The following is a 14376-nucleotide window of genomic DNA, read 5'->3' as shown; positions in this document are numbered from 1 at the left end:
CTCAGTCCACTGAAGAGAGGGCGTGCTGGGCGAGGACCAGCTGGCAGATCTCGTTGGTGCCCTCGATGAGTTCCATGCACTTGGCGTCGCGGAAGGCCCGCGCCACCACGTGGCCGTCCTGGGCGCCGGCCGAGGCCAGCACCTGGACCGCCGAGGCGGCGCCGCGCGCGGCGCTGCCGGCCGCGAAGTGCTTGGCCAGCACGGCGGAGACGACCAGTTCGGCGGAGTTCGCGTCCCAGGCCCGGCTGGCCTGCTCGCAGACCGCGGTCGCCGAGCGCTCGGCCACCAGCAGTTCGGCCAGGTGCCGCTGCACCAGCTGGTGCTCGGCCAGCACCTTGCCGGCCTGGGCCCGCTTCTTGGCGTGCGCGGAAGCGGCCTGCAGGCAGGCGCGCAGAATGCCGACGCAGCCCCAGGCGATGGACATCCGGCCGTAGGTCAGGGCGGTGGTGAAGATCATCTGGAGCGACTGCCCGCCGCCGCCGAGCACGGCCGAGGCCGACAGGCGCACGTCGTCGAAGTAGACGTCGCAGTGGCCGGCGGCGCGGCAGCCCAGCGGGTCCGGGATCTTCTCGATCCGCAGCCCGGGGGCGTCGGTGGGGACCATGACCGCGGCGGCGGCGTCCTCGTGCAGCGCGACGATCATGAGGTAGTCGGCGTAGGCGGAGCCGGTGACCCACATCTTGCGGCCGGTGAGGACGAACCCCTCGCCGTCGGCGGTGATCCGGGTGCCCATGCCGGCCAGCTCGCTGCCGGCGCCGGGCTCGCTGAACCCGACCGCGGCCAGCCGACCACCGGTCAGCTCGCCCAGGTAGCGCTTGCGCTGCTCGCGGTCGCCGAACCGGCGCACCGCCGCGGCGGCGATGCCCTGCGAGGTCATGATGCTGCGCAGCGAGCTGTCCAGGGCGCCGACGTAGGCGGTGAACTCGCCGTTGTCCTGGCTGCCGGCGCCCAGCCCGCCGAAGGACTGCGGCACCTCCGCGCACAGCAGGCCCTGGGCGCCGAGCTTGCGCAGCAGCGCGATCGGCAGCTCCCCGGCCAGGTCCCAGGCCCCGGGCTGCGAGCCGACGAGGTCGCCGACCGCAGCCCGGGCCGCGAGCAGCGACTCAGGCATCCGACTCGGCGCCCTGCTGCTCGCGCAGCCGCAGCACCAGCGCGGTCATCGCGGTCACGGTGCGGAAGTTCTCCAGCTTCAGCTCCGGGCCGATGATCGCGATGTCGAAGGTCTCCTCCAGGTGCACGACCAGCTGCATCGCGAACATGGAGCTGACCAGGCCGGAGCCGAACAGGTCCTCGTCCAGGCCGACCTCGGTCTTGATCTGCTCGGCCAGGAACGCCAGCAGCGCCTGCTCGACGGTCGGGGCGTCCAGGGCCTCGGGCGCAGTGTCCTGATCGACGGTCATGAGACAACCTTTCCGTAATCGTAGAAACCCCGGCCGGACTTGCGGCCGTGAGCGCCGGTGCGGACTTTCTCGAGCATGAGCTCGCAGGGGTTGCAGCTCTCGTCCCCGCTGCGCTCGTAGAGCACGACCAGCGAGTCGACGAGGTTGTCGATGCCGATCAGGTCGGCGGTGCGCAGCGGCCCGGTGGAGTGCCCCAGGCACCCCTCCAGCAGCTTGTCGATCGTCTCCACGTCGGCCACGCCGCGCTCGACCAGCTTGGCCGCGCTGTTGATCAGCGGGTGCAGCAGGAAGTTGATGACGAAGCCGGGGTTGTCGTTGACCACCAGCCCCTCGCGGCCCATCGCGGCCAGCAGCGCCTTGCCGCCGGCCATGGTGGCCTCGGAGGTGCGCGGCCCGCGGATCATCTCCACGGCCTTGATCAGATAGGTCGGGTTCATGAAGTGCACGCCGACCAGTTCCTCGGGCCGCTCCAGCCAGTCCGCCATCTCGTCGATCGGGATGCACGAGGTGTTGGAGATGACCACGGTGCCCGGCCGGACGATCCGCCCGGCCTCGGTCAGGACCTTCTCCTTGACCTCGGCGACCTCCAGCACCGCCTCGACCACCACGGTGGCCTCGGCGATCCCGGACAGCTCGGTGGTGGTGGTCAGGGTGCCCGGGGCCACGCCGGCCGGCAGCGCGCCCATCAGCTGCGCGTGCCGGGTCTTCTCCTTGATCTTGCGGCGCCCGGCGGCCAGCAGCTCGTCGCTGACGTCCACCAGGACGACGTCGACACCGTGCCCCAGGGCCGTGGCGGTGATGTTGGTGCCCATGACCCCGGCGCCGACGACGGCGAGCCGGTGCCCGGTGTGGTCAGTGCCCATCGACGGGACCTCCCTGCGATCGGTAGGTGTTGGTTATGTGTCCAGCCACTCGGCGACGGCTTGAGCCGTCGTCGCGGCGTGGTCTCGCAGCAGGCTGAAGTGGTCGCCGGGGACGTCGGCGACGGTCATCGCCGCCGACAGGTCCCAGCCGGACGGCCCCGCCAGGGATTCGGCGGCCCGCAGCAGAAGCGTCGGGATGGCGGTGCGGGGCAGGCCGCGCCAGTCCATCGAGTAGTAGTGCGCCAGGGCGGTGAGCCACTCGTCGCCGCCGAGGCTGTGCCGCTCGGAGTCGTTCGCCAGCACGGCGCCGGCCAGGTAGGCCTGCACGGCGTCGGGGACGCCGTCGTCCTCGGGGACGAAGGTGTCGATCAGGACCAGCCCGGCGACCTCGGACCCCTCGTCGGCCAGCCGGTCGGCGACGGCGTGCGCGACCAGGCCGCCGGAGGAGAAGCCGACCAGCACCGCCGGCCGGCCGGCGGCGGTCCGGCGCACGCTCGCGGCGCAGACGTCCAGCAGGGCGCCGACGTCGGCGGCCAGCGGCTCGCCGGCGGCGAAGCCCGGTGTCGGCACGACCGAGACCGCGCGGCGGCCGCGGAACCCGGCGGCGAACCGCGCGAACTCCTGGGCGTCGGAGCTGCCCCCGAACGACGGGAAGCAGATCAGCTGCGGGGTCTGCGGGCCGCGGGAGACGACGGTGGCCTCCGGGACCTCGGCGAGCTCGGCGGCCGCGGCGAACCGGGGCCGGAACGCGGCCAGGCCCCTGATCAGCGCCATCAGCTCCGGCGCGCGGTCCTGTTGGACGGCTTGCAGATACAGGGCTCTGAGGGTGTCGGTGGCGGTGGCGGTGGCGGTGGCGGTGGCGGCGGGGCCGCTGGGGGTGCCGGTCGCGGCCGCGGTCCCGGCGGGCTCGGCAGCCCCGGCCAGCCGGTAGCGGCGGGCGTCGCGGTCGGCCTTCGCGGGCGCGTCCTGCCCGTCGCCGGACAGCACTCCGGCCGCCGCCAGCTTCGCGCGCAGGAACGGGGCCAGTTCGCCGGGCGTCGGGTGGTCGAAGGCCATGGCGCCGGTGAGCCGCAGGCCGGTGATCGCGTTGACCCGGTTGCGCAGTTCGACGGCGGTCAGCGAGTCGAAGCCCTGCTCCAGGAACGTGATGTCGACGGCGACGGCCTCGGGCGAGTCGTGGCCCAGGACCGAGGCGGCCTCGGAGCGGACCAGGTCCGTCAGGATCCTGACCTGCTCGGCCTCGGTGCCCCGGGCCAGGCGCTCGCGCAGTGCCGGACCGGCGAACTGCGAGCCGGTCTCGCGGACCGCGCGCGGCACCGGGGCGAGGGCGCGCAGGCAGGCCGGGAGACGGCCGGAGCGGGCCACGGCGCGCAGCGTCGGGATGCTCAGCCGGATCGGGGCGAGCAGCGGCTCGTCCCGGCCCACGGCCAGCTCCAGCAGGCCCAGGCCGTCCTCGGCCCCGATGGTGCCGACCCCGCTGGAGCCGATGCGGCTGCGCTCCCCGGCGTCCAGGTGCCCGGTCATGGCGCTGGCGTCGGCCCACAGGCCCCAGGTGAGGGCGTGGGCCGGCAGGCCGAGGGCGTGCCGGTGGCCGGCGAGGGCGTCGAGGAAGGCGTTCGCCGCGGCGTAGTTGCCCTGCCCGGGCGCGCCGAGCGTCGCGGCGGCCGAGGAGAACAGGACGAAGGTGTCGAGGTCCCGGTCGCGGGTGAGCCGGTGCAGGTGCCACGCCGACGTGGCCTTGGGGTGCATGACGCCGGCGATCCGCTCCGGGGTGAGCGAGGCGACGACGCCGTCGTCGAGCACCCCGGCGGTGTGGACGACGCCGGTGAGCGGGACATCGGCGAGCAGCCCGGCCAGCGCGCGCTCGTCGGCGGCGTCGCAGGAGACGATGCGCACGGCGGTGCCGGTGGCTTCACCGACGCCGGCCAGCCGGGCCGCGAGCGCCGCGGCGCCGGGCGCCAGCGGGCCGGAGCGGCTGGACAGGACGAGTTCGGCGGCGCGGCCGGTAGCGGCGTAGCGCTCGGCGACGAGGGCACCGAGGGTGCCGGTGCCGCCGGTGATGAGCACGGTGCCGCGCGGACGCGGGGCGGCGGGGTCCGGCGGGATGGTGAGGACGACCTTCTCGCGGCCGTCGGCGGCGGCGCGGAAGGCTTCGGAGGCGCGGCGCACGTCCCAGGCGTGCAGGGGCGGCGGGAGCTGCGCGGAGGCGGCGGAGAGCGCGGCGGAATCGAGGGGCGCCGGATCGGACTGCGAGGCGGTCACCGAGCCTTTCGCCGAGGCGGTCGCCGAACTGGATGCCGAGCCGTTGGCCGAACCGGTCGCCGCACCGTTGGCCGAGCCGGATGTCGAGCCAGGCACCGAGCCGGTCGCGGGCCATCGGGCTGCCGCTTCGGCGAAGGTCCAGCCGGTCGGGATCGGGGCCAGGCCGGTGGCGTCGGCGACGGCGACCGGTCCGATCGAGCCGGGGGCGAAGCCGAAGACGCGGTCGCCGGGCTTGAAGGTCTTGACCTTGCTTTCGAGCACGACGCCGGCGATCTCGGCGCCGAGCGGCTCGGGGGCGTCGTCGGCGGTGGTGGCGGCCGCGGCGGCCAGGTCGGCGGCGTCGATCCCGGCGGCGCGCACCGCGATCCGGACCTGTCCGGCCCGGAGCTTCTCAGCGGCCTGCGGATACGGCACCAGCATCAGCCCCTCGGCGGCGGCCAGGCGCCAGGGCTTGTCGCCCTCCGGGATCGGCAGTCCGGCCAGCGGGCGCACGAGCCGCCGCGCGCGGACGACACTGCCCCGCAGCGCGAGTTCGGGCTCGGACTCGCCGCCGCCGAGCGCGGCGACGACCAGTTCGGCCGCCCCGCTGTCGACGGCGCCGACCGGCAGGTCGAACAGCAGCAGCCGATCGGGGTTCTCCGACTGCGCCGAGCGCACCAAGCCCCACACCGCCGCCGCCGCGGGATCCGCGACCCCTTCTCCGGGCTCCGCGGCCACCGCGCCCCGGCTCACCAGCGCCAGCCGCGCCGGCCCCAACCGGTCCTCGACCAACCACTCCTGAACCAGCGCGAGCGTATCGACGGTCAGCGCACAGGCCGCCGCCCCAACATTGCCGCTGGCTTCGACATCAGTTCCGACTCCGGCACCGACTCCGGTTCCAGTTCCGATTCCAACTCCGACTCCGACTCCGACTCCGACTCCACTTCCGGTTCCGGCTTCGATTCCGACTCCGGTTCCGGTTCCGACTCTGAGTCCTGTTCCGGTTCCGGTTCCGACTTCGGTTCCGGCTTCGGCATTGATTCCCGCTCCGGTTCCGGCCTCCGCCGAGCCCAGCGGCGCAAGCACCAGGTCCGGCAGCAGCTCGCCGTCCTCCACCGCCTGGACGAGGTCGGCCAGGCTCGCGTGCGAGCGGACGTCCACGCCCGCCGCGCCCAGATCGCCGGCCAGGTCGTCGGGATCGGCGCCGAGCACGGCCCAGCGAATCCGACCGATCGGCGCGGCGGTGATCGTCGGCAGCGCGGTCCAGTCGACCGCGAACAGCGCGTCGGACAGGTCGCGGTGGTCGGCGGCGGTCGGCGTCTGGTCGACCGAGGCGCGGCGCATCAGCAGGGAGTCGACCGCCAGCACGCGCGAGCCGCTCAGGTCGGTGGCGGTCAGCGAGTAGCCGCCGTCCTCGTCCTGGCGCAGGCGGACGCGCAGGGTGCGGGCGCCGGTGGCTTCCAGCGACACGCCGTTCCAGCCGAAGGAGAGCCAGGTCTGGCCCTCGCCGGCGCCGGTGATGAAGATGCCCGCCTGCTGCGCGGCGTCGAACAGGGCCGGGTGCAGGCCGAACCGCGGGGCGTCCTCGGCGAGGTCGGACGGCAGGGCGACCTCGGCGAAGACGTCGCCGCCGCGACGCCAGACCGCGCGCAGGCCGTGGAAGGCCGGGCCCAGGGCGTAGCCGCCGGCCGCCGCCGCCTCGTAGAAGCCCTCGATGTCGACGGCCTGCGCGCCGGCCGGGGGCCAGGCGGCGAAGTCGGGGTCAGGAGCCTGCGACGCCGGGCGCGCGGGGGCGAGCAAGCCGCTGGCGTGGCGGGTCCACGGTGCCTGCTGCTCGGCGTCGGCGGCGGGCCGGGAGTGGATCTCGAAGGGCCGCCGGCCGTCCTCGTCGGCCGCGCCGACGAAGACCTGCGCGTGGACCGCGCCCTTGGCGGGCAGCACCAGCGGCGTCTCCAGCGTCAGGTCCTCGATCCGGACCACGCCGGCCTGGTAGCCGGCGACCAGCGCCAGCTCCACGAACGCGGTGCCGGGCAGGATCACGGTGCCGTGCACCACGTGGTCGGCCAGCCAGGGGTGGGTGCGCTGGGACAACCGCCCGGTCAGCAGCCAGCCGGCGCCGCCGGCCAGCTCGGCGGCCGCGCCCAGCAGCGGGTGGCCGATCGGACTCAGGCCCAGGTCGGCGGCGCCGCTGGTGGCGGTCTTGCCGGTGCGGGGCCAGAAGTGCCCGCGCTGGAAGGCGTAGGTCGGCAGCTCCACGCGCCGTCCGGCGCCGAGCACCGCGGCCCAGTCCACCGGGACCCCGGCGACGTACAGCCTGGCCAGCGACGTCAGCAGCCCGGCGGCGCCGGCGTCCTCGCGCCGCACGGTCCCGGCGACGACCGGCGCCGCCCCGCCCAGGGCCTCGGCGGTCTCGGTGACGGCGCTGCCCAGCACCGGCTGCGCGCAGACCTCGACGAAGGTGCCGTGGCCGGCGCCGGCGAGCTCGGCGACGGCGTCGGCGAAGCGGACCGGCTGCCGGACGTTGGCGTACCAGTAGTCGGCGTCGAGTTCGGACCCTGAGACCCAGCGGCCCAGCGCGGTGGAGTAGAGCGCGACGGTGCCCGGGGTCGGCCGGATCCCGGCCAGCGCCGCCGTCAGCCCGGCCCGGACCGGCTCGACCCGGGCCGAGTGCGCCACGAAGTCGGCGGTGGCCGGCACCCGCCAGCGCAGGATCCGCCGCTTGGACAGCAGCGCCTCCAGCGCGTCGAGGTCCTCCGGCGATCCGGCGACCACGGTCGCGGCCGGGGAGTTCACGGCCGCCACCGACAGGTCCGGGAAGTCGCTCAGGATCTCCAGCACCCCGGCCTCGGGCAGCACGACCGACAGCAGCCCGCCGCGCACGTTCAGCGCCGCCAGCGCCCTGGACCGCTCCACCACGATCCGGGCCGCGTCGGGCAGCGTCAGCATCCCGGCGACGGTGGCCGCGGCGATCTCGCCCTGGCTGTGGCCGACCACGGCGTCGGCCCGGACCCCGGCCGCCTCCCACACGGCGGCGAGCGCGACCATGACGGCCCACATCACCGGCTGCGCCACGTCGGCGGAGTCGATGGTCGGGGCCCCCTCGGCCTGGCGGATCACGTCGCGCGCCGACCAGTCGACGTGCGCGGAGAGCGCGGCCGCGCACTCGGCGAAGCGGGCGGCGAACACCGGCGAGGCGTCGAGCAGCTCGGCACCCATACCAGGCCACTGACTCCCCTGTCCGGGGAAGACGAACACGGTGCGGCCCGGACCCGAGCCCGGGACGCTGCCGACCACCGCGCCGCCGGCCGGCTGCGCGGTCGCCACGGCGGCCAGGCGCACGGCCAGCTCGCCGCGGTCGGAGCCGATGACCACGGCCCGGTGCCCGAAGGTGGAGCGGGTGGTGGCCAGCGACCAGGCGACGTCGGCCGGTTCCAGCTCCGGCCGGGCCAGGGCGAACTCGCGCAGGCGCCCGGCCTGGCCGGCCAGGGCGTCGGCGGAGCGGGCCGAGACCAGCCAGGCCGAGACGCCGGTGCCGGACAGGACCGGCACGGCCGCGAATTCGGCTCCGGGACCGTCGAGACCGTCGGGACCAACAGCACCAGCCGAGTCGACAGCATCGGCCGAGCCGGCAGCACCGACAGCACCGAAAGCACCGCCAGCACCGCCGACGGCACCGCCACCGGCCACGCCCCCGTCAGCCCCCTGCGACGCCGGAGCCTCCTCCACGATGACGTGCGCGTTGGTACCGCTGATCCCGAAGCCGGAGACCCCGGCCCGGCGCGGCCGGTCGCCGTCGAACGGCCATGGCACGTGGTCGCTGAGCAGCCTGACGTTGCCCGCCGACCAGTCGATGTGCGGCGAGGGATGCTCGACGTGCAGGGTGCGCGGCAGCAGCCGGTGCCGCAGCGCCATGATCATCTTGATCACGCCGGCCATCCCGGCGGCGGCCTGCGCGTGCCCGATGTTCGACTTGACCGAGCCCAGATACACCGGCCGGTCCTCGGGCCGGCCCTGGCCGTAGGTGGCGATGACGGCCTGCGCCTCGATCGGGTCGCCCAGCACGGTGCCCGAGCCGTGCGCCTCGACCACGTCGACGTCGTCGGTGGTCAGGTCGGCGCTGGCCAGCGCGGTGCGGATGACCCGCTGCTGGGACAGCCCGTTCGGCGCGGTGAAGCCGTTGGAGGCGCCGTCCTGGTTCACCGCGCTGCCGCGGATCACCGCCAGGATCTCCCGGCCGTGGCGGCGCGCGTCGGACAGCCGCTCGACGACCAGGATCGCCGCGCCCTCCCCCATGCCCATGCCGTCGGCCTCGGCGGCGAAGGACTTGCAGCGGCCGTCCGGGGCCAGGCCCAGCGACGAGCCGAAGCCGAACGGGGAGGTGGACGGCATCACGGTGACGCCGCCGACCAGCGCCAGGTCGCACTCGCCGGAGCGCAACGCCTGGCCCGCCAGGTGGATCGCGACCAGCGAGGAGGAGCAGGCGGTGTCGACGCTGATCGCCGGGCCCTCGAGGCCGAGGGTGTAGGCGACGCGGCCGGAGATCACGCTGCCGCCGTCGCTGGCCGGGGTGTAGCCCTGGAGCGCCTCCAGCGGGAGGATGTCGCCGTAGGTCTGCATCCAGCCGCCGGCGAACACGCCGGTCTGCGAGCCGCGCAGCGAGTGCGGGTCGATCCCGGCCCGCTCCAGCGCCTCCCACGACACCTCCAGCAGCAGCCGCTGCTGCGGGTCGGTGGCCAGGGCCTCGCGCGGGCTGATGCCGAAGAACCCGGCGTCGAACTCGGCGGCGTCGGCGAGGTAGCCGCCCTCCTGGCCGTACTCGCCCTCCAGGTCCCAGCCGCGGTCGGCCGGGAAGCCGCAGATCGCGTCGGTGCCGCCGGCCACCAGCTCCCACAGGTCGTCGGGGCCGTGCACGCCGCCGGGGAAGCGGCAGCCGATGCCGATGACGGCCAGCGGCTCGCCGTCGGCGGCGGTCAGGGTGGGGCCGGAGCCGGCCGCGTCGGTCTTCGTGCCGAGCACCCGGCCCAGCAGATGGCGCGCGGCGGCGGTCGAGTTCGGGTAGTCGAAGACCAGGGTGGAGGGCAGGGTCAGACCGCTGGCCCCGTTGAGGCGGTTGCGCAGCTCGACGGCGGTCACCGAGTCGAAGCCCAGGTCCTTGAACGCGCGGTCCGGGTCGACGTCGTCGCCGGAGGCGTAGCCGAGCACGGCCGCGACCTCGGCGCGGACCACCCCGACGACGGTGCGCTCCTGCTCGGCCGGGGACAGGCCGTCGAGGCGGCGGGCCAGGGCCGTGCGCGGGGTGTCGTCAGAGCTCTCCGAAGCCCCGGACAGCACCCGGCGCACCTCGGGCAGCGAGGCGATCAGCGGGCTCGGCCGGCGCAGGGTGAAGGTCGGGGCGAAGGTGTCCCAGTCGATGTCCGCGACGCTGACCAGGCAGTCGCCGCTGTCCAGGGCCTGGGCCAGGGCCTTGACTCCCTGGTCGGGACTCATCAGGCGCATGCCGTAGCGCTGCATCTGGTCGCCGGCGTCGCCGGAGCCCATGCCGCCGCCGTCCCACAGGCCCCAGGCCACGGAGGTCGCGGCCAGGCCGCGGGCGCGCCGGTCCTCGGCGACGGCGTCCATGTAGGCGTTGGCCGCGGCGTACGCGCCGAGCGAACCGCTGCCCCAGGTCGCGGCACCGGAGGAGAACAGCACGAAGGCGTCGAGATCGAGGTCCCGCGTCAGCTCGTCGAGCAGATCGGTGCCGGCGCGCTTGGCGCCGAGCTCGTTGGCGAGGTCCGCGGGCACGATCTCCTGGACCGCGCAGCCGTGCGCGACCCCGGCCGCGTGCAGCACGCCGGACAGCGACGGGCCGTCGGCGGCCAGGCGCGCCAGCAGGCCCTCGACGTCCCCGCGCTCCGCGATGTCGCAGGCGATGATCTCCGCGAGGGTGCCGCTGTGGGCCAGGTTCGCGGCCAGTTCGGCGGCGCCGCGGCTCGACGCGCCGGACCGGCTGGTCAGCACCACGCGCGGGGCGCCGCGTTCGGCGGCGAGCTGAGCGACGAAGCCGCCGATGGCACCGGTGCCGCCGGTGACCAGGACCGTGCCGCGCGGCTGCCACGCCGGGCCGGCGACGACCGGGGCGTGGGAGAGGCGGCGGCCCAGGATCCCGGCCGCGCGCACCGCGACCTGGTCCTCGCCGCAGCCGGCCAGGACGGCGCCGACGCGGGAGGCACCGCGCTCGTCCCAGGACTCGGGAAGGTCGATCAGACCGCCCCACTGATCGGGGTGTTCGAGCCCTGCGACCCGGCCCAGCCCCCAGACCTGCGCCTGCACCGGGCTGGCCGGACGCTCGCCCGGAGCCGCGCCGACCGCGCCCCGGGTGGCCACCCACAGCGGCGCGGCGGTGCCGGTCTCGGCGAGCGCCTGCATCAGGGTGACGGTGCCCGCCAGGCCGGAGGCGACGGTCGCGTAGCCCGGCAGCGGGGTCTCGTCGAGCGCCAGCAGCGACAGCACCCCGGACACCGTGATCCGGCGGCTGGGCTCCGGCGGCGCGGCCGGGTCCGAGCCGTTCGCAGTGGCGAGGCGACCGTGGGCTCCGTCGGCTCCGGCGGGTTCGGCTCCGGTGGGTTCGCCGGCAGCGGGTTCGGAACCGGAGGCCGCGGCGAGCGCCTGGGCGATCCGTCCGGCGAGCAGCGGCCGGGTGAGCTCCTCGGGCGCGACGCCGAGGATCAGCGTCTCGGCGCCCTTGTCGGTCAGGGCCCGGACGCAGCTTCCGGCGGTCGTCTCGTGGTCGGCGCCCTCGGGGACGACGACGAGCCAGGTGCCGTCGAGCACGGTGGCGGCCGGGTCCGGGACCGGGGCCCAGGTGATGCGGTAGCGCCAGTCGGCGATCTGGGAGTCGGCGCGTTCGCGGTTCCGCCAGGCGGCCAGCACTTCGTCGAGGGCTTCGCCGTCGGCGCCGAGGCTGTCGGCCAGTTCGCGGAACTCGCCGTTGTCGACGGCGGCCCAGAAGGCGCCGTCCTCGGCGTGGCCGGGTGCGGCCGGCGGCCAGAAGTGGCCGTGCTGGAAGGCGTAGGTGGGCAGGGCGACGCGGTCGCCGGGTTCGAGGACCGCGGTCCAGTCGACGTCGACGCCGTGGACGTGGGCCTCGGCCAGCGAGGCGAGCAGTCGGGCCGGGCCGCCCTCGTCGCGGCGCAGGGTGCCGGTGACGACCGGCGCGGGCAGGACGGCGTCCTGGGCGGCGGCTTCCAGGGAGTCGCCGATGGCGCCGGTGAGGACCGGGTGCGCGGAGATCTCGATGAAGACCTGGTATTCGGTGCCGGCCAGGGTGCGGACGGCGCGGTCGAACTCGACCGGGGAGCGCAGGGAGTCGTACCAGTAGTCGGCGTCGAGTTCGGGGCCGTCGAGCCAGGCGCCGCCCATCGCCCAGACTTTCGAGCTGGTACTGATCATGGGGACGCGGCCGGCGGTCGGCGTGACGCCGGCCAGGACCCGCTTGATGTCGCTCTCCAGCTCGTCGATCTGCGCGCAGTGGGAGGCGTAGTCGACGGGGATGATCCGGGCCCTGACATCCTCGGACTTGCAGGTGTCGCAGAGTTCTTGGAGCGCGGCGGGCTCGCCGGACACGACGGTGGCCGCCGGCCCGTTCACGGCGGCGACGGAGACGCGGTCGCCGTAGGCGGCGAGGCGGGTGCGGACCCGGTCGGCGGGTTCGGCGATCGAGAGCATCCCGCCCTTGCCGGCCAACGGTTTCAGCGCCTGCGACCGCAGCGCCACGACCTTCGCCGCGTCGTCGAGCGACAGGATCCCGGCGACGGCGGCGGCCGCGATCTCGCCCTGCGAGTGGCCGACCACGGCGTCCGGCCGGACTCCGGCGGCCTCCCACACGGCGGCCAGCGACACCATCATCGCCCACAGCGCGGGCTGCACGATCTCGGCGGCTTCCAGCTCCGGCGCGCCGTCGGCGCCGGTCACCAGGTCGCGCACCGACCATGGGAGATAGGGGGCCAGGGCCGCCTCGCACTCGGCGAACCGGGCGGCGAACACCGGCGAGGCGGCCAGCAGGTCGCGGCCCATGCCGATCCACTGGCTGCCCTGCCCGGGGAAGACGAACACGCGGCGGCCGACGCCGGCGGCGGGCACGGCGCCGGTGGTGACGCCGGTTCCGGGCTGTCCGGTGGCGACGGCGGCGAGTCCGGCGTTCAGGGCTTCGCGGGCGGCGCCGGTCACGACGGCGCGGTGCTCGAACGCGGACCGGGTGGTGGCCAGCGACCAGCCGACGGCGGCCGGGCTCAGCCCCGGCGCGCCGAGGGCGAACTCGCGCAGCCGTCCGGCCTGGGCGGCCAGTCCGGCGGCGGTGCGTCCGGAGACCGGCCAGGCGTGCACGGCGGAGCCGGCCAGCACCTTCGGCGCGGGCTGCTCCTCGGCCGGGATCTCGGCTTCGAGGTCGGCGCCGTCCTCGTCGGCGGACCGCGGCGCGCCCTCCGCGACGGCCGGGGCCTCTTCGACGATGACGTGGGCGTTGGTGCCGCTGAGTCCGAAGGCTGATACGCCGGCCCGGCGCGGCTGCTCGCCGGCCGGCCAGGGCCGGGCCTGGCCGAGCAGCCGGACGGTGTTGTCCGACCAGTCGATGTGGGTGGAGGGGGTGTCGGCGTAGAGGGTGGCCGGCAGCAGGCCGTTGCGCAGGGCCAGCACCATCTTCATGACGCCGCCGATGCCCGCGGCCTGTTGCGCGTGGCCGATGTTCGACTTCAGCGATCCGATCCACAGCGGCCGCTCCTCGGTGCGGTCGCGGCCGTAGGTGGCGATCAGGGCCTGGGCCTCGATCGGGTCGCCGAGCGTGGTGCCGGTGCCGTGCGCCTCGACGGCGTCCACGTCCAGGCTGGACAGCCGGGCGTTCTCCAGCGCGGCGCGGATGACGCGCTGCTGGGAGGGGCCGTTGGGGGCGGTCAGGCCGTTGGAGGCGCCGTCCTGGTTGACCGCGCTGCCGCGGACCACCGCGAGCACCTCGTGGCCGTTGCGCCGGGCGTCGGCCAGCCGCTCCAGCACGATCATGCCGGCGCCCTCGGCGATGCCCATGCCGTCGGCGTCCTCGGCGAAGGCCTTGCAGCGGCCGTCGGCGGCCAGGGCCTTCTGCCGGGAGAAGCCGATGAACTCGGCCGGGTTCGCCATCACCATGACGCCGCCGGCCAGGGCCAACGAGCACTCGCTGTTGCGCAGCGCCTGGCACGCCAAGTGCAGCGCCACCAGCGAGGAGGAACAAGCGGTGTCGACCGTCACTGCGGGCCCTTCCAGGCCCAGGGTGTAGGAGATGCGGCCGGACAGGATGCTGATGGCGCTGCCGGTGATGAGGTGGTTCTCGGCGCCCTCGGCGTGGATCGCCTGCTCGATGTAGCCCGAGGGCGCGCCGCCGACGAACACGCCGGTGAGCGAGCCGCGCAGGGTGAACGGGTCGACGCCGGCCCGCTCCAGCGCTTCCCAGGACGTCTCCAGCAGCAGCCGCTGTTGCGGGTCCATCGCGATGGCCTCGCGCGGGCTGATGCCGAAGAACTCGGCGTCGAACCGGGCGGCGGCGTGCAGGAAGCCGCCCTCCCGGACATAGGAGGTCCCGGGGTTGTCCGGGTCCGGGTCGAACAGGCTCGACATGTCCCAGCCGCGGTCCACCGGGAAGCCGGAGACCGCGTCGCCGCCGGCCGCCACCAGGTCCCACAGCTGCTCGGGGGTGCCGACGCCGCCGGGGAACCGGCAGCCCATGCCGACGATCGCGATCGGCTCGCGGCCCCGCGAACGGGCCTCGCGCAGCTGCTCGCGGGTCGCCCGCAGCTTGCCGGTGACCTGCTTGAGGTAATCGAGCAGGCGTTCCTCGTTCTCCATCAAGTCACACCCTCTGAGCG

3 protein-coding genes and 1 pseudogene are annotated in these 14376 nt (G+C 75.1%); all 4 read right to left on the bottom strand.

The window, feature by feature from the left end:
• Nucleotide 1: 1 nt before the first annotated feature.
• Entirely contained in the window at nucleotides 2-1111 is a 1110-nt protein-coding gene (locus ABD481_RS25300; RefSeq protein ID WP_344668242.1) for an acyl-CoA dehydrogenase family protein, read from the bottom strand.
• Complete coding sequence (locus ABD481_RS25295) at nucleotides 1104-1400, bottom strand: acyl carrier protein (RefSeq protein ID WP_344668241.1); 297 nt, start codon at nucleotides 1398-1400, stop codon at nucleotides 1104-1106. Before ABD481_RS25295 ends, ABD481_RS25300 begins: the two co-directional genes overlap by 8 nt.
• Nucleotides 1397-2263 carry a 3-hydroxyacyl-CoA dehydrogenase family protein gene (locus ABD481_RS25290; protein WP_344668240.1) on the bottom strand — a complete coding sequence of 289 codons (867 nt, stop codon included), beginning with the start codon at nucleotides 2261-2263 and terminating at the stop codon, nucleotides 1397-1399. Before ABD481_RS25290 ends, ABD481_RS25295 begins: the two co-directional genes overlap by 4 nt.
• 318 nt (nucleotides 2264-2581) lie before the next feature.
• Nucleotides 2582-14359, bottom strand: a pseudogene (locus tag ABD481_RS25285) (type I polyketide synthase); the annotation flags it as partial.
• Nucleotides 14360-14376: the final 17 nt, after the last annotated feature.

This window comes from Catenulispora yoronensis, assembly GCF_039531695.1.
GTDB classification, from domain to species: domain Bacteria; phylum Actinomycetota; class Actinomycetes; order Streptomycetales; family Catenulisporaceae; genus Catenulispora; species Catenulispora yoronensis.
Note: the sequence above shows the minus strand (reverse complement) of the source record. Positions and strands in the feature narration are given on the sequence as shown.

Excerpts from the sequence above, each read along its gene's own strand:
- ABD481_RS25300 (WP_344668242.1), bottom strand. The coding sequence starts at position 1,111 with ATGCCTGAGTCGCTGCTCGCGGCCCGGGCTGCGGTCGGCGACCTCGTC.
- ABD481_RS25295 (WP_344668241.1), bottom strand. The coding sequence starts at position 1,400 with ATGACCGTCGATCAGGACACTGCGCCCGAGGCCCTGGACGCCCCGACC.
- ABD481_RS25290 (WP_344668240.1), bottom strand. The coding sequence starts at position 2,263 with ATGGGCACTGACCACACCGGGCACCGGCTCGCCGTCGTCGGCGCCGGG.